Below are 20813 nucleotides of genomic sequence, written 5' to 3' on the forward strand. Positions count from 1 at the left end.
AAGCTATTTTTATATTACCATTTGTACTCGCTCGTATATTTAGGCCTACCGTACTTGATGTTTTTGAACTTACTAATCTAGAACTAGGTACTTGTTTTTCAGTTTATGGAACAGTAGCCTTTGTTTCCTACTTTTTTGGAGGAAGTTTTGCAGATAAATACCCACCGAGGTACTTGATGTCAATTTCATTGATTTTGACTGCTCTTGGAGGTATTTATATGTCTACTTACCCATCCCTATTGGGCTTAACTATGCTTTATGGTTATTGGGGTTTTACAACTATTTTTCTATTTTGGGCTGCGATGATTAAAGCTACTAGGGTCTTGGGAGGAAAGCTCCAACAAGGAATTGCATTTGGGCTGCTCGATGGTGGTCGCGGTTTAGTTTCCTTTGCATTTGGTTGGTTGGGAATCCTTATATTCTCTTGGATTTTAGTGGAAAAAATAGAAACTGCCACATTATTAGAACGCAAGGAGGCTTATAGTTATGTGGTATTGATATGCTCAGTAATCATTGCTGTTGTAGGTGTTTTATTGATTGCTTTGGTCAAAGAGGATCCTTCTGTAACCAAAAATATTGAAAAGACTACTACGCATCAACTCCTTAAAAATTACTTGGAAGTTATTAAAATTCCATCGGTATGGCTATTGATGATCATTATACTCTGTGCTTACACAGGATACAAAATCACAGATGTGTATTCGCAATATGCTAATGAAGTGATGGGATATAATGAAAGTGATGCCGCAGCAATAGGAAGTAACCTTTTAGGAATACGTGTGCTCATAGGTATTGCGATAGGACTTCTAGCAGATAAGACGCGATCTTCTTTTATGATGATCATTAGTTTTGGCATCACCATTATAGGGGCACTTATTTTTGCCTCTGGATACATAAATCCTGACACTAGCATGTTGTTTTGGTTTACAATTATAACTGTTGCCACAGGTGTTTATGCTTTTAGAACGCTTTATTTTTCTGCTATTCAAGAAGGCAAAATTCCACTTGAATTAACTGGAACAGCTGTAGGCCTGATCTCTTTGATAGGTTTTACTCCAGATATATTTATGGGTCCAGCAATGGGTGTTTTAATGGATAATTCTCCCGGCGAATTAGGTTTGCAGCAAGTGTTTCTTATGCTTGCCATTTTTGCATTTATAGGTTTACTGGCATCTGTAGTTTTTTACCGTATTAATAGGCCCAATAAGTCTTTATAAATGTATGCCTTTTCTACTTTCTTTTCTTTGGAAAATAAAAGTTGATGCACCACTTTATTCTGAGTAAATGGAATATGCAAATCAATTATTAGTAAAATGAGCCAGCAGCTCTGAAGCTTTATTCACGTCCAACTTCTTGTAGATATTTTTAATATGGGTTTTTACCGTATGAGGAGATATACATTCTTCATCAGCAATAGTTTTGTGATCCTTTCCTTCCAATAGATGTGCAATAATTTTTTTCTCAGAAGGTGTTAGTACATAAGTGGAGTAATAAATGGTGCGGTCGTAAATAGTCTTCTGTTCTTCTTCTTTGTTCAAACGCACCAAACCACGCACACCGTTGAAATCCAATACTGATTCATAACAAATTCCTGTAGAAATAGAGGGACGCCCCTTATCGTCAAAGTCTGCATAGGAGCTGTATTCTACAACGGGAGTTAGCTTTCCAGTCTTATTATTTTGCATATGGTAATGCAGCTCAAATACAACGGCACGTTTGTCTTCTAGACAAAGGTCTTTAACTACTTGGTTCATTCCAGGAAATAAATCATTGGAAAGGGCTTTAAAATCCTTACTAATCATTATTTCAGATAAAATTTGCATTCCTTTTCCATAAAAGTCTATAGGCTTCATGCCCGTAAAAGCAGTACATGAATTGCTTATAAACTCATATTTTAAATCTTTAAGATTGAGGATGTATCTTATAGAATTGATATTAAGGCCATCGATGGCAAAAGACTTGAACGATTCCAAAAAGGAATCTATATCTTGTTCTTTCTGTGAGGCGATAGCGGTTAATTCTTTTCTATGTGCCTCTAGGGAAGCTTTCATGAATTTTTTTTAACAGACGTTAAATATAATGAAAAATTAAATAGTCATGGATTTTAAATGCTAGCAGTGTTTAAAAACAAAAAAAAGCAACCTCTTCAGGTTGCTTTTATTCAAAAATCAAAACTCTTCTTATCGGGGATTTAAAATTAGTTCTACTCGTGCTAAAAGGTCCTCATAATGATAACGGTCTACTTTGTTAGTAGTGGCATTTCTTTTACGGAGTAAAGTGGACTGCAAGGTATTTAGTTCACCTCTTACCAGTGCTCTGACATCACTTTGAGCAACATTATAGTCACTGCGTGAAGGAGCTGTTGTCATGAGGTATTCCAGTCGGTCCACGAAAGCTCTTTGCAAGTTTCTTTTGTAAATATCTATAGTTGATCTTGAGAACATACCCATTCTTAGGTCTTGTAATAAATCTATTGCGGCATAGTAATCGGTATCAACCGTTTCTGAATTGATCAGCCTACCGATGCGGTCAAAACTTAATAAACTATTTAAATGACGCGTTTGTACCGATCTTAAAACTTCAAAGTATCCGTCTGGATTGATGTTTTGAAGGATTTGCTTATCTACCAACCAATTAGGAGTATCAAACACATTTTCTTGTATCCACTCTACAGATTCTTTTTGTGTATTTTTATCTACCGTACTGTAAACAGTACCTGACTGTAAAGGTTTCTTAAGGTCCTCGTTTACCCCTCCTACATTAGTAACCACATGACCTACATACCTAGAATAAACTCCTAAAAGTTCTCCATATAACTCTTCAAGATCGTCGTAATTATTAGTTTGATCTGAGGTCCACTCTGGTAAATTTTTAGCGACATATTTCAGGTTTTTAATTCCATAAGCACTGGCCTTTATGGGATCATTACCTATAGCTTCTGTCTGTGATTGAGGATCAAATCTACTGCTCTGACGACCAAATTTATATTTAGGATCTCCCGCTTTTTCCATGATCCAGTCGTTCAAGGTTTTTGTTTCTTGCTTTGGAGAAGTAGCATTAGGAATCACACGATAACCCCAGTTAGTCGCATAGTGGTCATAAGGTCCCATCTGGCGTACAAATCTGATATTTTCATCACCTGGTTGTGCAATATAGTTGTAACGTGCATAATCCATTAGACTTGCAGCAATACCATTCTTTTGAGTAAAATCTCCATCTCTATAGTCTTCCACATTATAGGCATAACTAGCGGCCATGTTATGAGGGAAACCAAGAGCATGGCCTACTTCGTGTGCAATTACTTGCCGCATCATCTCCCCTATTTCTTCAGCATTGGTATTTAAAGTGCGCGCGCTAGGGTTTGCTGCTCCGGTTTCTAGTAAATACCTGTTTCTGTATGACCTTAGATGATTGTGGTACCAAATGATATCACTTTCTATAATCTCTCCACTCCTAGGATCACTTACCGATGGTCCCACAGCATTACGAGTAGTACTTGCCACATAACGCACTACAGAATAACGAATATCTTCTGGACTAAATTCTGGATCTTCCTCCAGTGTAGGTGCATCTCTTGCGATGATTGCATTTTTAAATCCTGCTGTTTCAAATGGCTTCTGCCAGTCTTCAATACCTTGTTTGATATATTCCTTCAGACTTTCTGGTGTTCCTGGGTCTAAATAATAGATAATAGGCTTAACTGGTTCTACCAGTTCACCTCTTGCGTAGGCTTCTGGATCTTTAGGCTCTAATCTCCACCTGCGTATATAGGTCTTCTCATCTGCCTTTAAAGCTGCGCTAGAATAATCAATTTGGTTTACCGTAAAAAAGCCAACTCTAGGATCGTATAATCTAGGTTGCATAGGTTCTTTAGGAAGAAGAATCATGGACTGATTTACTTGCATACTTATGGACCCTACAGATCCGTTAGATGGCGGCTCTGCTGCTGTAAAAGTAACATCTTGTTTTACCTCAATATTTTCTGGAAATGATTTTATAGAATTGATAAAGCTTCGATCTTTATCGAGACCGCGTACTTTATACGCTTTTCGCAATCCTGGACTTAATCCACTAATAGAAGGAACATCTGTACTGAAGAATTTAGTCACATCAATAACCGTTGCCGTGGAATCTGCATCAAATGCCATGATATCAAAAGCATACATGGTAGGCTCATAATTATTAACCTTTACAGAATTGTTGATCGCAGCAGTAGAGTCCAATGCTACTTCAGAATATGATTTTACTTTCAGCAATATTTTATCTTGAAAACGTTGCCAAGAAACTACTTGCTGGTTGGTCTTGCTTCCTGCATTCATATATCCACCTCCTAAATTAGATGGGATTTGTGCAATACGAGTGACCCATAACAGGTCTTTATCGAGCATTTTATTAGGGATCTCATAGAAAAAGTCCTCTCCGACTTGATGCGTCTTAAAAAGTCCTTCGTCAGTGATAGCTTCACTTGTGATGACTTTGTCGTACGATTTGAATTTTGATTTTTTCTTGCTGCTTTTTGCTGCGACCTCTTTGTCAGCTTCAGCAACTGCTTTTTGAGTTGTTTTACAACTACTCATTAATAAAGTCATCGCTATGACAAGGCTGGTGAGAATTATTTTTTTCATTTATAAAGGGATCATTTAAATTCAGGAACAAAATAGGGTATAATTCTCACCTTTTATTTGAGATTTAAAAAGCTTAACAAAACTCTAAGAAATAAGTTGTTATGCGAAGAGTTCTAGTATAGGAGTTGATTTGGTCAACAGTTTCAAATTTAAACGGTCTTCTGCGAACTTAATCAAGTCATTTATTATGCTTTTTCATTAAAAGTTTTTAAAAGAAATTTCTGCTATTACTATGAGGAGGTTTTGTGTGTAATCACTGGAGGAATAAGCCCTAGCAAGGGAGTTAAAAGAACCCACTTGAAGCAATCCTTTTGAAAATATACCAATAGAAAATTATTTTCTACTGTTTTAAAAACTGTTTAAAATAAAGCTATTTGATTTCTAAAATATCCATTAGTAGTTCTATAAATTTTCAATTTTGTATGCGAGTTATCCTAGAAGGTTTGCGTTGATGGTAGTTGCTGTTCCTCTTTCGCGAAAGCGTGCGAAAAATACCTGTTTAGAAAACATAAAATAATTGCTCATATGCCTAAAGTAGCTTAACTTTACTATATATGACTGATGTCGAGATTAAAGAAGAAAATAAACAGATAGCTAGAGGTTATAAAGACCTTCTTAAAATAAGTTATCAAATGCTTAACGATGAAGATAAAAAGCTGATTAGAAAAGCTTTTGACATCGCAGTAGAGGCCCACGCTCCACAGCGCCGAAAGTCTGGTGAAGCCTATATTTTCCATCCTATAGCCGTAGCAAAAATAGTTGCTAAGCAAATAGGTCTAGACGCAACAGCCATAGCTGCAGCATTGTTACACGACGTTGTAGAAGATACACAGTACACCCTTTCAGATATTGAGCAACTCTTTGGGGAAACTATCGCACGCATCGTCGATGGCCTAACAAAAATTGCCCACCTTAAAAAGGATGCTGATATCTCGCAACAGGCAGAGAATTTCCGCAAAATGTTATTGACGCTTAATGATGACATACGCGTGATCATTATCAAAATAGCCGACCGTTTGCACAACATGCAGACTATGGATAGCATGCCGGACTATAAACAGGTAAAAATAGCCAGTGAAACGCTTTATATCTATGCTCCTATTGCCCATAGATTAGGTCTTTATAACATCAAGACAGAGCTGGAAGATTTAGGTTTAAAGTATACAGAACCAGAAGTTTTTGACGATATCCAGAAATCTATTGTTGAAAGTAAGGAGGAGCAGAAAGAATATATAAAGAACTTTAGTAGTGTCATCGATGAGAGTTTAAAAAGTGAAGGACTGGAATACCGTATTTCTGGCAGGCCTAAATCTGTTTTTTCCATACGTCGCAAGATGCTCAAACAAGGGGTGACTTTTGATGAAGTCTACGACAAGTTTGCCGTGCGCATCATTTTTAGAAGTGATCGCGCTAATGAAAAGTTTCTGGCTTGGAAAATATACTCTGTGGTTACAGACCACTTTACACCTAACCCAGTACGACTTAGAGACTGGATAAGTTCCCCTAAATCCACTGGCTATGAAGCTTTGCACATTACCGTAATGGGTCCTGATGGAAGATGGGTAGAAGTACAAATACGATCAGAACGCATGCATGAAATAGCCGAAAAAGGTTATGCAGCTCACTATAAATACAAACAAGGAAGTAAAGAAGACGGACTAGAAGAATGGTTGAATAGGTTGCAAGAAGCACTGGAAAATCAGGATGGTAATGCCGTAGACTTTGTAGAGCAATTTAAACTCAACCTTTACAGTAAAGAGATTTTTGTATTTACCCCTGCTGGAGAATTAAAATCCTTGCCTAAAGGGTCTACACCTCTGGATTTTGCCTTCTCCATTCATACAGAAGTAGGCTTGCATACCCGCGGTGCAAGAGTTAATGGAAAACTAGTGCCGCTATCTCATGAATTAAAAAGTGGGGATCAAGTAGATATTATCACCTCTGACAATCAAAAACCTACTAAAAACTGGTTGGATTATGCTACCACGGCAAGGGCACGTGCCAAAATAAAAAGTGCCTTAAAAGAAGATCAAAAAATTGTAGCCGTAGACGGTAAAGAAATTTTATTAAGAAAGTTAAAGTCTCAAAAAATCCCTCTAGATGAGACTAGCGTGAATCAAATGGTGAACTTTTTTAAATTAAAAACCAGTCATGATCTTTTCTTTAGAGTAGGAAATGGAACGATAGATAACAAAGCGATCAAGGAGTACGCTAACAGCCGCAGTAATGCACTGTACTCTTTTATCAAGAGTAAAATGCGCAAGCCTAAAGAGAATCCTGATTTACACAAAGAAGAAGTCACTGAAAATTATGACGCGCTAGTATTCGGCAAGGAAGGTACCAGCCTAGATTATACACTTTCTAAGTGTTGTAACCCTATTCCTGGTGATTCGGTTTTTGGTTTCACCACCGTAAGCGAAGGTATTAAGGTTCATAAAAGTAACTGCCCCAATGCGATAAGTCTTCAAAGTAAATTTGCTTATAGAATTATAAGTGCCACATGGATAGATTCTACTCAAAGAGAATACAAAGCAGAATTGAAGTTGACTGGAATTGACAGAATGGGCTTGGTACAAGAGATTACTGGACTTATTTCAGAAAACATGCATGTGAACATAAGGAATATTTCCTTTAATAGCAATCACGGGATTTTTACAGGAGAAATTACCGTAGTGGTACCTAACAAAAACTTGCTGACTTCACTGATTCAAAACCTAAATAAAATAAATGGTATCGATAAGGTAACCAGATTTTAAAAAAAAATATGAGTAAAATTATCAACACTCTTGAAAAAGAACAAGAAACAGTAAAGAAGGTATTCACCCAGTTTTTGAGTGATAACAAGCATCGTAAAACACCAGAGCGTTATGCTATTCTAGACGAGATTTATGCCAGTGAAGAACACTTTGATGTGGAGTCACTTTACATAAAAATGAAGGAGCAAAACTACCGTGTAAGTCGCGCTACGCTTTACAATACGATAGAATTATTACTGGAATGTAAACTGGTGAGAAGACATCAATTTGGTCAAAATCAATCACATTACGAGAAGTCTTATTTTGATCGACAGCACGATCATTTAATACTTACCGATAATCATGAAGTGATCGAATTTTGTGATCCGAGAATAGAGTCGATAAAAAAAACGATTGAAGAGGTATTTGATGTGACAATTACCAATCATTCTTTATACTTTTACGGCGTTAAAAACACAACTGAAAAATAGTAACAATGGCAGTAGATTTATTGCTCGGCCTTCAATGGGGCGACGAGGGAAAAGGTAAGATCGTAGATGTATTAACCTCTAAATACGACATCATCGCTAGATTTCAAGGTGGACCTAATGCAGGTCACACATTAGAATTTGATGGTATAAAACATGTTTTAAGAACGATTCCTTCTGGAATTTTTCATGAGAAATCAATGAACGTTATTGGTAACGGTGTCGTTATAGATCCAGTAGTTTTTATACAAGAGCTGGAAGGTTTAAAACAATTTGATATCGATTTTAAGAGCAAATTGATTCTTTCTAGAAAAGCACATGTCATATTACCCACTCACCGTTTGCTTGATGCTGCTTCTGAGGCTTCCAAAGGAAAAGCAAAAATAGGCTCTACTCTTAAAGGAATAGGTCCGACGTATATGGATAAAACGGGCCGTAATGGTATCCGATTAGGTGATCTAGAATTAAACTCTTGGAAAGAAAAATACAGAGCTCTTGCTAATAAGCATGAAGAATTGATTGCCTTTCATAATGTTGATATACAGTACAACCTTCAAGAAATGGAGGATGAATTCTTTAAAGCTGTAGAAATTTTAAAGGAACTTACCTTTATTGATTCTGAAGAATACTTACAACAAGCACAAAAAAACGGGAAAACTATTCTTGCCGAAGGTGCCCAAGGGTCTTTACTAGATATTGATTTTGGAACTTATCCTTTTGTAACTTCTTCCAATACAACAGCAGCTGGTGCGTGTACTGGTCTAGGAGTTGCTCCTGGTCAGATAGGAGAAGTTTATGGAATCTTCAAAGCCTACACAACTCGTGTAGGAAGTGGTCCTTTCCCGACAGAACTTTTTGATGAGGTAGGTGCTAAAATGGCTAAAGTAGGTCATGAATTTGGTGCTGTTACAGGTAGACCTCGTAGATGTGGTTGGTTAGACCTTGTCGCACTTAAATACACCTGTCAAGTCAACGGAGTAACCCAACTCATGATGATGAAAGGTGATGTGCTTTCTGGTTTTGACGAATTAAAAATTTGTACGGCGTATACCTATAAAGGAAAAGAAATCACTCACTTGCCTTATAATATTGAGCCTGAAAACGTAACACCTGTGTATACGGTGTTTAAATGTTGGAAAGAAGACCTTACTAAAATGAGAGAAACTTCTCAATTTCCCAAAGAATTGAATGCTTATATAGACTTTCTAGAAAAAGAATTAGAAATACCTATTAAGGTGATAAGTGTGGGTCCAGACAGAACACAGACTATTCACAGATAAAATTACTATGGTGTACAACCCTATTTCAAATCCCAAGCTAACACTTGGGATTTCATTTTAAAAACTATTATGTCAGTAAAAAGATACCTAACTATCGCTACAAAAGGGCTTCTTATGGGAGCCGCAGATGTTGTTCCTGGAGTTTCTGGAGGTACCATTGCTTTTATTACTGGGATTTATGAAGAATTGATCAAAACCATCGACGGCATTGACTTTCAATTATTCAAAGACCTATTTAAAATCGGGTTTAAAAATACCATTGCTAAATTCAATCTTGGTTTCCTGCTCGCACTTCTTACAGGAATTGCGATTAGTATACTTAGTCTTTCTAAATTACTGACCTATTTATTGCAACATCATTCAGTTTTGCTCTGGTCGTTCTTTTTTGGATTGGTGCTCGCTAGTGTGCTCTATATAGCAAAACAAATTTCTTCTTGGAACACAGGTGTAATTACCGCTATTATAGTAGGTACCGTTCTTTCTTATTACGTCACTATTGCAGAGCCTTTAGGGTCGCCAGATAGCTGGTGGTACATTATCTTCTCTGGTTTTATCGCTATTATCGCTATGATTTTACCAGGAGTTTCAGGAGCTTTTTTATTATTACTATTAGGAAGTTATAAAACAGTGCTTGGTTCTATTTCTGGATTGTTAGAAGCTGTTCTAGATGGAGAATGGAGTCAGGCATTTGATTACTTTATAAATCTATTCCTATTTGCTATAGGTTGTGTTCTTGGTCTTAAAGTGTTTTCAAGACTGCTTACCTGGCTTTTTGAACATCAAAAAAACCTAACTTTAGCATTGCTTACCGGTTTTATGATTGGTTCCTTAAACAAATTATGGCCGTGGAAAGAGGTTCTCAAGTATCGAATAGACAGTCATGGAGAAGAGGTTCCTTTTTTAGAGAAAAGTATCTCTCCTATTTCTTTTGACGGTGACCCACAGATATTATACGTAATTTTTCTAACCCTTATTGGATTTGTATTGATCCTTGCTTTGGAAAAATGGGCAAATAAAAAAACAGCATAATTGCGACAATCTACGAGAAACTTCAACGATAAACTTTTCCTTGTTCTTAAAGGAATAGCTATGGGGACCGCAAATAAGGTTCCCGGAATCAGTGGTGGTGTCGTAGCTTATGTAGGTGGATTCTACGAAGAGTTCATTTACTCCTTACAAAAACTCAACCTGAAGGCATTAAAGTTGCTCCTCACAGGCAGGTTCGGTATTTTTTTTGATTATATCAACGGGCGGTTTTTATCCTTACTTATTTTAGGTGAAGCACTCAGCTATTTTACCGTAAGCAAAGGATTTGATTTACTGATACAGTACTACCCTATTTTAGTTTGGGCCACCTTTTTTGGAATGATATTAGGCTCCATTTACTACATATCTATAAATTATGGAGAATGGACTCGTCGGAATGTACTGCTCTTAATCACTGGTATTCTTATAGGAGTAGGTACTTCCCTACTCGATCCTGCAAGACAAAATACCAATTTGATTTTTGTTTTCTTTTGTGGGATGGTCAGTATTTCTGGGATGACATTACCTGGGTTAAGTGGTAGTTTTATCTTGATATTACTAGGTAATTACGTATTGCTATTGGTAGACAGTATCAATGCTTTTTTTGATACCATGGTTGCCATTTTACAAGGCGATTTTTCTTGGTGGTTTGATCCTGCTCGCATGGATATGCTCGCCATTCTTGCTTCATTTGTCCTAGGTTCTATTGTAGGTCTTATCAGTCTCTCTCACCTTTTAGGCTGGACTATTAAACATTACCGCAATGAAACAAATGGGATGATTATAGGATTTATAACCGGTTCTCTTGGTGTGGTGTGGCCATGGAAAAAAGAAGTATATCAGTTGACTGATGCTGGAAAAATTGCTATTGATGCCTCTGGAAAGAAAATTTTAGAAAATTACAGCCGTTACTGGCCTGAAATTAATGACACCCACACTTGGATTGCCTTTTTGATGATCATTTTAGGACTTTTAAGTGTTTATTTATTAGACCGTTATGGAAAAAATAAAAATCCCATCTAGTGTTTTTGGCTTGGTAGGAAAACGTTTGGATTATAGTTTTTCTCGTGCTTATTTTTCTGAGAAATTTGAGAAACTCAAACTTTCTGATCATGAGTATAGAAACTTTGAAATGAGTAGGGAGTTTTTACTGTCCCGCTTTCGCGAAAGCGTCACCTACCACAAAGATTCTCGCACTACAAATGGTAAAAGTGAGATCATTAGGGGGCTTAATGTGACCATTCCTTATAAACAGGACCTGTTGCAAGTGGTTGATGAATGGAGTGAAGAGGCTAAAATTATAGGCGCTATAAATACCATTGTTATTGAAGATAATGTTTGGACAGGTCACAATACCGATTGCTACGGGTTTGGAAAAAGTCTAAAACCCTTCTTACCTATTCAGAAAAATGCCCTTATTTTAGGAACTGGTGGCGCATCAAAAGCCGTGGCTTACACATTAGAAACTCTTCAAATCCCTTACCTATTTGTGAGCAGAAATCCGAAAGATGAGTATAGTATAGATTATAAATCGATTACTAAAGAAGTGATGGAAATGGTAAGCCTTATTATCAACACCACTCCTTTAGGTGTCACTCCAGAGGTGTCCTTGCGACCAGACATTCCTTATGAGTATCTCAATTCTTCTCACATTCTTTATGATCTGGTATACAACCCTTCATTGACTATGTTTATGAAGTTAGGACAGCAAAAAGGCGCAAAAGTTATCAATGGTTATCAAATGTTAGTGCATCAGGCAGAAAAGGCTTGGGAACTTTGGAATAAGTAAACTGCTAGAGAATTGTGGTTGATGAAGAAACTAATTATCTTGCGATTCTATTAAAACATAGATAATGGAAAAGAATGACAACCTGCAAGACGCAGATGGAAACACACCAGAAATGGATCAAAGGAAACAAGAAGCACAAGATGCTTTAGAAAATGCTATGGTAGAAGAAGCTAGCTCGCGTCAACAAGCTGCTGAAGGTCAAGAGACTAATGACAGTGATGATGCGAGTACAGAACCGGTAAAAGTAGGTTCTAATAAAGTATTAGAAAGACTAGAAGATGCTTCTACCACTCATGAAGATGCCATCCTAGAAGAAAAGAAAACGGTAGAGAAAGCTGCTGACACGATTGTAGAAGTAGACGAAGATGAAGACGATAACGAGCCAGAAGACGATAGTGTAAAGGAAATCACAGAAAAAGATTATGATTCCATGGAAATGCCAGCTCTTATTGTAGAGTTAAGACATTTAATGCAGGAATATCCTATCAATAGTTTTAGATCACAAGCTGAGGACATCAAAAAAGCCTTTGAAAGCGCAGATACTGACGCAAAAAAAGAGGCTCAAGATAAATTCAAAGAGGAAAATCCACCTAGTGATGATGCTCCTACTCCTCAATTTGAATATAAAAACTCACATGCAACAGAATTCTATGATTTACACTCCTTATATAGAAAACAAAAAGGACAATTTCAAAGAGATAAACGCAAACAACAAGAAGTAAATCTTGAAAAGCGTCGAGAGATAATAGAAGGGATCAAACAACTGATCAATCAAGAGGAAAATATAGGGACAACATTTAAGAAGTTTCATTCCCTTCAAGAAGAATGGAAAGCAACCGGTAACATACCTCACGATGCTTACAACATCACTTGGGAAGATTACCGCCTAGCAACCCAAAATTTTTATGATTATATAGATCTCAGTAAAGAGCTGAGAGATAAAGATTTTGAACGCAACCTAGAATTTAGAAAGAAAATCATCGCTCGTGCGATTGAATTAGGTGATGAAGAAAACATACATAAAGCACTGAGAGAATTACAGGAACTTCACCGCATGTGGAAGGAAGATTCTGGACCTGTAGCAAAAGAAGAGCGCGATCCTATTTGGGACGAATTTAGTGCAGCCACAAAAGTCATTCATGATAAGCGCCAAGCTTATTACGATGAACGTGATAAAATGAGTGTGCACCACCAGCTGGTAAAGGAAAATATTGTTGCAGAAATTGCAAAAATAACTACTAAAGGTGCAAAAAACCACAAAGAATGGCAAGACAGATTGGAAGAAATAAATGTCTTAAGAGAGTTGTTTACTTCTACCGGTCCTGCACCTAAAGTTGTTAATAATGAATTGTGGAACCAGTTTAGAGCTAGAACTAGAGAATTCAATAAGGTCAAAAACGATTTCTATAAAGGTCTTAAGAAAGAACAACAAGATAATCTGGATGCAAAAATGAAGTTGATTGCAATTGCTGAAGAGCATCAAGACAACGAGAATTTTGCTGAAGGATTACAGGTCATGAAACGCATACAGGCAGAATGGAAACAAATAGGTCATGTACCTAGAAAAGACAGTGATAAGATCTGGAAACGTTTTCAAAAGGCTTGTAATGCATTCTTTGAAAAGAAAACTGCACAGAAAAATGAAGATAGTAAGGAAGAAGTAGAGAATTTTGAAGCTAAGATGAAAGTCTACGATGCTTTAAAAGAAATGATTCCTCAGGATGATAAAGCAATAATGCTAACTGAAGTAGAAAAACACATGGTATCTTGGGCAACTATAGGGCGTGTTCCTTATAGCAAACGTATGATCCAAGATAAATTTGAAAAATTGCTTCATGCAAAGTTGAAAGCCGCAGGATTAAGTGCTGTAGATGCTGAAATGTTAAAATATCAAAACAAATTAGCAAGTTTAAAGAATGGCGATGATCAAGATTTCAAAAACGAACGTTTCTATTTAAAGAAAAGACGTAATGAGATTCAAGATGAAATGAGACAACTGGAAAACAATCTTCAATTTATCAATGCTAAAGATGATAAGAACCCATTTTTAGTACAACAAAGAAAGAATATTGCGGAGTTATCTAAGGAACTAGACGTGATCAAAGAAAAGCAGAAGCAATTAAATATCCTTCAACGACAAATGATAAAAGAAGAAGAGGAAGCCACTGCAGAAAACGAAGCTTCTAATGAAGAAGAGACTTCTGAGTCTACAGAATAATATTTTCTGAATTTATATTAAAAAAGCGCTGATTTACATCAGCGCTTTTTTTAGCTTTAGAAACAAATACCTACTATACATGTTTACATACCTACAAAAGCTTTTAGGAAAACCCATAAAATACTATGAGATGCTAATGCAGAGCAAATCTGAGCATGCCACAATAACTCAAAAACATATAGATGTCGTTTATAAGCAATTAAAACCACAGGAACTAAACGCAATAGTCTATACTGAAAAAAGGGAAGAATATAACATTTTTATACCCCACTATGTCAAAGAAATTCCTGTAAATAAAAAGGGAAACCCAATGTCGTTTAAAGGTAGTTTTATTCTTAATGACCAACTACTCACACTCTTTATCGATAATGAACTACACTTTAACGACAACAAAAAATATCGTTTAATAGTAAATAATATCGACGAACAGTATGTAGAGGTAAAAAAAATAATAGAAAAACAAAAAAATAATTTGTGTAAGAGTCTACCTATATGGGAGGAAATCATACATAGATTTCCATCTATACATAAATTGATTGTTTCCATAAATAAAAAGCATCCATGGACACTATACAAGGAAACAAAAGGATTACTTAAAAAAAATGATTACGTCTTACACATAGGAGGCTACCCTCAATGGAGAATTAATAATATTGATTTTAGGAAAATAAAAGACTTGAATTTTTTGATGGAATACCGTCAAAAGGATAAAAGTTTTTCCACCTACTTTTTTATGAATAAGACTACAAAAGCGATCGAATTTTTTAAACAAAAGGCTTAAATTTTAACTTTAGTTCATTCCTTTAAAAACCACTGTTAACTAATTATGTTCCTTATGCTTGTGTAAACTGATTTCCTTTGTTAACCTTAGTTGTGATTTACTTTTTATTTTACCATCATCCTTAAAAATGAAAAAAGCAACTAAATTAATACCTACGGAAATAAATTTCGGTATACATCAATATCGTTACCGCTGGCTCACCTTTGATGACAAGGCAACTGGTGGAAAATCTACCAGTGAATTGGAATATCATCACGACCGCATTACCTATACCGGTACCATAAGAAATATCAACAACTCTGCATGGAGCTGTATGAGATCTAATAAAATAGATCAAGATTTAAGCCTGTACTCTCTTATAGAAATAACATTAAAAACAGATGGACGTCCTTACGCGTTTGAAATGGAGTATAATGAAGGATGGCAAAATGAAAAATTAGGCTATATGATTCATACGTTAGCTCATCATTGGACAACTGTACAACTTCCTATTGCTGAATTCAAACATGTAAAATTAAGAAAAATACTAGATAAGGAATTAGATACATCTGTTTTGACTCAAGTACTCAGATATAATTTTCATGTAGCCGAAGAGATTAAAGGACCGTTTTTATTAGAAATAGCAAGGATTAGATTCCTTTAAAAGTTGTTAAAGTTTGATCATATAAAAAGCCGTTTCATTTGGTTGAAACGGCTTTTATCTTTTTAGTTTATAAATTGCTATTGGATTGATTTTATCTTTTTGATATGATAATCAACCAGACCATCTATAGGTCTGCGCACTATATTACCTACCTCATAACCAAACTCAGCAGCAACTTGTTTAATTCTTGCCTGGGCAAAATGAGCAATACTGCCCACGAAATGAACTTCATGAGACTTGATCTCTTCTCTAAATTGTAAAATCATATTACGGGAGAATTTACGCAAGCCTTTTCTCAAGAGCTTCTTAATATACCGCTCTTCTAAGTTTTGAAATATAAATTCTGCGTGCTTTGCTAAATATGCATTGGGATTAGGTTGCTTATAAAGGTTAAACTTAATAAAATCAGGATCCATATTGTAGGAGTCTGCAAACTTGGTCATTAAGTCGTTAGGCATGTTTTTAAAACCATAATCTCTTAGTAGATTCTTTCCATACCAGTTACCGCTCGCTTCGTCCATAAGAGTATAGCCTAGAGAAACCACACGTTGCTCAATATTTTCTCCATCAGAGAAACAACAATTAGATCCTGTACCTAATATACAAACCACACCTGGATGATCTCCCACCGCGGCATATACCGCAGCAGCGGTGTCTTCTTTAACAACTACCTCACTGTTAGAAAAATATGTTTTTAGTAAATTTTCTAAAGCTATCCTTGGATCTTCTGTACCACAACCTGCTCCATAGAAGTACACTTGGTCTACTTGGTCTTTCTGTGCTACTAGTTCTTCACTTTCTACAAGGCGCTCCAGCAATTGGTCACCAGAAAGAATAGCAGGATTCATTCCACGAGTACGTGTTTTAAATAATTGATTGCCATTTTTATCTAGCGCTATCCAATCAGACTTGGTAGAACCACTATCTACAATAAGTATCATAAGGTTACATTGAGTTTAATAAATAAAAAAAGAGCTGTGATTTAAAAGATCACAGCTCTTTTTTGAAATTTATAAAGAGTTTACCTTTTCTGCAAGGTCCACTAGCTTGCTAGAGTAACCAAACTCATTATCATACCAGCTTACTAATTTAAAGAAAGTAGAATTCAATTCAATGGCAGCACCAGCATCATAGATACTTGTGCGATCATCACCTACGAAGTCCTGAGAAACAACCGCTTCATCAGTATATCCTACCACACCTTTCATAGCACCTCTAGACGCTTTCTTAAAAGCAGCATTGATCTCTTCAAGGTTGGTCTCCTTTTCTAATTTTACCGTTAAATCTACAACAGATACATCTACTGTAGGAACACGGAAAGCCATTCCTGTCAATTTACCTTTCAATGCAGGTATTACCTTAGTTACTGCCACAGCAGCTCCCGTAGTCGCAGGGATGATATTGTTCATTGCACTACGCCCTAAACGGTAGTTTTTCTTACTTGGAGCATCCACTGTTTGTTGAGTAGCGGTAGCAGCATGTACCGTGGTCATTAATGCTTCTTTGATCCCAAAATTGTCATTAAGAACCTTTGCCATAGGCGCAAGACAGTTAGTCGTACAAGACGCATTGGAAACAATCGTATGAGCTGCGGTTAATTCTGAATCGTTAACACCCATTACAAACATAGGCACCGTTTTAGATGGAGCAGATATTACTACCTTTTTAGCACCAGCATCGATATGGGCTTGTGCATTGTCAAGATCTGTAAAGATTCCTGTACAATCTGCAACTACGTCCACGTCCACTTCGTTCCATTTTAGGTTTTTTGGATCGCGCTCACTAGTCACACGTACTTCCACACCATCAATGATTAAGTTACCATCTTTGATCTCGATCGTACCGCCATAACGTCCGTGAACGGAGTCATACTCTAGTAAATAAGCTAATTGTTCTACATCTACCAAGTCATTGATAGCAACAACTTCTACATTTTCTCTTTTTAATGTAGCTCTAAAAACTATTCGACCTATACGACCGAATCCGTTTATTCCTAATCTCAATTTTTTACTCATCTTTAAATTATTTAAGTTTTAAATTCTTTTAAAAAATTCGGTAGGCAGCACAGCTCCCCAATGAATTTATTTGCTTTCCCTATTTTATACAGTGGGTTCTGTTGATTTTTATTTTAAGTAGTCATGATATCACTCACTCGTATCAATTCTTTATCGATATCTGTTTTGCCCTTTACTGCTTGATCAATAGGGCAAAGTACCATTTGAGTATCTCTTATTCCTACCATATAATTTGTTTTTCCTTCTAGCAGACTTTCTACTGCTTTTACCCCCATACGACTGGCAAGTACTCGATCAAAACAGGATGGTGATCCACCGCGTTGCATATGACCTAAGACAGACACACGTACGTCGTATTCTGGTAAATTAGCTTCTACGTAATCCTTAAGTTCAAAAACATTATCGCCTGTTTTATCTCCTTCAGCCACGACAACTATACTCGATGATTTTCCAGAAAGTCTCGATCTTTTCAAACTTTCAATCAATCGTTCCTTTCCTAAATTCTCTTCAGGAATTAAGATTTCTTCTGCTCCTGCTCCTACTCCAGCATTTAATGCAATATTACCTACGTCTCGTCCCATTACTTCCACAAAAAACAACCGGTCATGGGAACTTGCTGTATCCCTTATTTTGTCAATTGCTTCTACCACTGTATTTAATGCGGTGTCATAACCTAATGTATAAGACGTTCCGTAAATATCATTATCTATAGTTCCAGGTATCCCCATCATCGGAAAACCAAATTCTTCAGAAAATATCATGGCACCGGTAAAACTACCGTCTCCACCTATTACTACTATCGCATCAAGTCCTTTTTGTTTTGCTTTCGCGAAAGCGGTTTCACGACCTTCTTTAGTCCTAAAATCTTTAGAGCGAGCACTTTTAAGAATAGTACCACCTTTATTAATAATATTATTTACACTACGAGCGTCCATTTCTTTAAAGTCACCTTCTATTAAACCTTGGTAACCTCTATAGATCCCAACGCACTCAGTTTTGTGAAAAGCACAGGTACGGACCACCGACCTGATGGCAGCGTTCATACCAGGAGAATCACCTCCAGAAGTCATCACCCCTATTTTATTAATCTTATTGTTCATTGAATTTTTGATAAAATCTACGCTAATCTATTAAAGTTTTGCGAGTGAAAGTAGTGAATTATTCTATATTTAGCGTTTTAAGAAAATTCAAACGTTATCGTTAATAACTTTTATACATGAAATTAGAATTCATAGACATTTGCATCATTATCGTCTTCTTTTTGATATCTCTAGCTATAGGACTTATCGTCTCAAAAAGGAGCTCCAAAGACAGTTCTTCCTTTTATCTTTCTGGAAGAAATATGCCTTGGTGGCTGCTCGGTGTCTCTATGGTGGCTACTACTTTTGCGGCAGACACTCCTAACCTAGTTGCTGGACTCGTGAGAGTAGACGGTGTTTCTGGGAATTGGGTCTGGTGGGCGTTTTTACTTACCGGAATGCTAACGGTATTTTTTTATGCTCGTTTATGGCGTCGTAGCGGCATTACCACAGATCTTGAATTTTACGAGATGCGATACAGCGGTAAAAGCGCTGCATTTTTACGTGGCTTCAGAGCTATTTATTTAGGAGTAGTCTTTAACATTGTTATTATGGCAACCGTTTGCCTTGCTGCTATTAAAATAGGTCATGTCATGTTTGGTTTTAGTGCTGCAACTGCGCTTACTTATGCTTCGATCGTCACACTAGCCTATTCCCTACTCGGCGGACTAAAAGGTGTCCTTATCACTGATTTTGTCCAATTCATTATCGCTATGGTGGGGTCTATCTGGGCAACTTGGTACATTCTTGATCTTCCACAAATCAACGGTATGGCAAATCTGATTACACATCCTAACGTACAAGGTAAATTAAATTTGTTGCCAGACTTCTCCAATACAGATTTGATGATGGGAATATTCATTGTTCCTATTGCTGTGCAGTGGTGGAGCACTTGGTATCCTGGAGCTGAGCCTGGTGGTGGGGGTTATATTGCCCAACGGATGCTGGCGGCTAAGGATGAAAAAAATGCCACATGGGCAGTACTGTTTTTTAATCTTGCTCATTATGCATTGCGCCCTTGGCCGTGGATCATTATAGGACTAGCTTCTCTTATTATTTACCCTAATTTGGAATCTCTAGCAGTGGCATTTCCTGATCTCGACCCAAGCTTTATCAAAGACGATTTGAGTTATCCTGCGATGCTAACCTTCTTACCCGCTGGATTATTAGGACTGGTGGTAACATCTCTAGTAGCGGCATTTATGAGCACTATTTCAACTCATTTAAATTGGGGCTCTAGTTATGTCGTGAATGATTTTTATGCACGTTTTATAAATAAAGACGCCAGTGAAAAACAAAAAGTCACTACTGGGCGCCTTTCAATGGTCCTTATGATGGCTCTTGCCGCTCTGCTTTCCTTTGTACTGGAGGAAGCTAAATTTGCCTTTGACCTGATCATACAAATAGGTGCGGGATCTGGATTGTTATTTATTCTTAGGTGGTTTTGGTACCGCATCAATCCGTGGTCAGAAATTACTGCAATGGCAGTTTCGTTCAGTATGGCCGTCTTATTTTTTATTAATTCCAGTACGGAGTTAGGCTTAACAAACGAGTTATTTGGCAAACTAAAAGGATGGGAAATGATATGTATCAATGTTTTGATTACCAGTATAGCTTGGTTAACAGTGACTTTCCTTACGGAGAAAAGCAATCAAAAAACCATCGATAGTTTTCACGCTGCTATTTTTGGTGAAGAATCAAAGTTTCACCATTTCCAATTCAAGACACTAGGTTTTCTTTTAGGAGTGATGGGTGTTTACAGTCTGTTATTTGCTACTGGTAAATTACTCTATGGTCAGATGGGAATAGGTTTTGTTTTGCTCGGTATTTTTATAGCTTGTGCTTCAGGGATTTTAGCGATGAGAAAGAAACTGTTTTAGCATACGCATTAACTGCGTAGGCTGGCAACGCTCGATGAAGAACAGGAGAACCACCTCCTTTTTTGAAAATATAAAAGAAAGCGAAACAATACTAGGATCACTTCGTGAATTTACTATTCCTTTTCAAACTACTAAATTAGGTGAGGTAAAGACACCAATTAACTAATGATACCAAAGAGGCTTTTTACCCAGTTTAAAAAAAATAGTGTAAATTCATTTTTTATCACATCAAATAATAGTTGGAACTGGATGTT

The 20813-nt window shown here is 36.7% G+C and carries 16 protein-coding genes; 11 read left to right on the forward strand and 5 right to left on the reverse strand.

Annotation, left to right across the window (positions count from 1 at the left end):
- The first annotated feature begins 35 nt into the window (after window positions 1-35).
- The gene (locus tag F0365_RS13560; protein ID WP_317169848.1) at window positions 36-1217 is read left to right on the forward strand and encodes an MFS transporter; all 1182 of its coding nucleotides are present in this window, start codon (window positions 36-38) and stop codon (window positions 1215-1217) included.
- Between the two features lie 81 nt (window positions 1218-1298).
- Here F0365_RS13560 and F0365_RS13565 read toward each other — a convergent pair whose 3' ends face one another.
- Both F0365_RS13565 and F0365_RS13570 read right to left on the reverse strand, forming a co-directional pair.
- Window positions 1299-2051, reverse strand: coding sequence for a helix-turn-helix transcriptional regulator (locus tag F0365_RS13565; protein ID WP_169934189.1), 753 nt, complete (start codon window positions 2049-2051; stop codon window positions 1299-1301).
- Window positions 2052-2180: 129 nt separating this feature from the next.
- Window positions 2181-4625, reverse strand: coding sequence for a zinc-dependent metalloprotease (locus F0365_RS13570; RefSeq protein WP_169934190.1), 2445 nt, complete (start codon window positions 4623-4625; stop codon window positions 2181-2183).
- Between the two features lie 554 nt (window positions 4626-5179).
- Between F0365_RS13570 and F0365_RS13575 the strand changes: the two genes are divergently transcribed.
- The 9 genes from F0365_RS13575 (at window position 5180) to F0365_RS13615 (ending at window position 15585) form a co-directional block, all read left to right on the forward strand.
- Window positions 5180-7381 carry a RelA/SpoT family protein gene (locus tag F0365_RS13575; RefSeq protein WP_169934191.1) on the forward strand — a complete coding sequence of 734 codons (2202 nt, stop codon included), beginning with the start codon at window positions 5180-5182 and terminating at the stop codon, window positions 7379-7381.
- An 8-nt stretch (window positions 7382-7389) separates the two neighbouring features.
- Window positions 7390-7851 (forward strand): Fur family transcriptional regulator, encoded by a 462-nt coding sequence (locus tag F0365_RS13580; protein ID WP_169934192.1) that lies wholly within the window; start codon window positions 7390-7392, stop codon window positions 7849-7851.
- Between the two features lie 5 nt (window positions 7852-7856).
- A complete protein-coding gene (locus F0365_RS13585; protein WP_169934193.1) occupies window positions 7857-9128 on the forward strand; it encodes an adenylosuccinate synthase in 1272 nt (423 codons plus the stop codon).
- A gap of 69 nt (window positions 9129-9197) precedes the next feature.
- Complete coding sequence (locus F0365_RS13590) at window positions 9198-10157, forward strand: DUF368 domain-containing protein (protein ID WP_169934194.1); 960 nt, start codon at window positions 9198-9200, stop codon at window positions 10155-10157.
- The gene (locus F0365_RS13595) at window positions 10158-11177 is read left to right on the forward strand and encodes a DUF368 domain-containing protein (protein WP_169934195.1); all 1020 of its coding nucleotides are present in this window, start codon (window positions 10158-10160) and stop codon (window positions 11175-11177) included.
- A complete protein-coding gene (locus tag F0365_RS13600; protein WP_169934196.1) occupies window positions 11152-11943 on the forward strand; it encodes a shikimate dehydrogenase family protein in 792 nt (263 codons plus the stop codon). The genes F0365_RS13595 and F0365_RS13600 overlap by 26 nt, the downstream gene beginning before the upstream one ends.
- Window positions 11944-12007: 64 nt before the next feature.
- Window positions 12008-14161: a DUF349 domain-containing protein gene (locus tag F0365_RS13605; protein ID WP_169934197.1), complete on the forward strand. Its 2154-nt coding sequence runs from the start codon at window positions 12008-12010 to the stop codon at window positions 14159-14161.
- 79 nt (window positions 14162-14240) lie between these two features.
- Window positions 14241-14942, forward strand: a complete 702-nt coding sequence (locus tag F0365_RS13610; RefSeq protein ID WP_169934198.1) for a hypothetical protein — start codon at window positions 14241-14243, stop codon at window positions 14940-14942.
- A 127-nt stretch (window positions 14943-15069) separates the two neighbouring features.
- Window positions 15070-15585 carry a CIA30 family protein gene (locus F0365_RS13615; RefSeq protein WP_169934199.1) on the forward strand — a complete coding sequence of 172 codons (516 nt, stop codon included), beginning with the start codon at window positions 15070-15072 and terminating at the stop codon, window positions 15583-15585.
- A gap of 77 nt (window positions 15586-15662) precedes the next feature.
- On the opposite strand, the gene F0365_RS13620 is transcribed toward F0365_RS13615, so the two are convergent.
- The 3 genes from F0365_RS13620 to pfkA form a co-directional block, all read right to left on the reverse strand.
- On the reverse strand, window positions 15663-16526 hold the full coding sequence (locus tag F0365_RS13620; RefSeq protein ID WP_169934200.1) for a BadF/BadG/BcrA/BcrD ATPase family protein: 864 nt from the start codon (window positions 16524-16526) through the stop codon (window positions 15663-15665).
- Between the two features lie 69 nt (window positions 16527-16595).
- Complete coding sequence (gene gap / locus F0365_RS13625) at window positions 16596-17600, reverse strand: type I glyceraldehyde-3-phosphate dehydrogenase (RefSeq protein ID WP_169934201.1); 1005 nt, start codon at window positions 17598-17600, stop codon at window positions 16596-16598.
- A 113-nt stretch (window positions 17601-17713) separates the two neighbouring features.
- Window positions 17714-18700 (reverse strand): 6-phosphofructokinase, encoded by a 987-nt coding sequence (gene pfkA / locus F0365_RS13630; protein WP_169934202.1) that lies wholly within the window; start codon window positions 18698-18700, stop codon window positions 17714-17716.
- A 116-nt stretch (window positions 18701-18816) separates the two neighbouring features.
- On the opposite strand from pfkA, the gene F0365_RS13635 reads away from it, so the two are divergent.
- A complete protein-coding gene (locus F0365_RS13635; RefSeq protein ID WP_169934203.1) occupies window positions 18817-20559 on the forward strand; it encodes a sodium:solute symporter family protein in 1743 nt (580 codons plus the stop codon).
- Window positions 20560-20813 lie beyond the last annotated feature (254 nt).

This window comes from Nonlabens sp. Ci31 (assembly GCF_012974865.1).
Classification (GTDB): Bacteria; Bacteroidota; Bacteroidia; order Flavobacteriales; family Flavobacteriaceae; genus Nonlabens.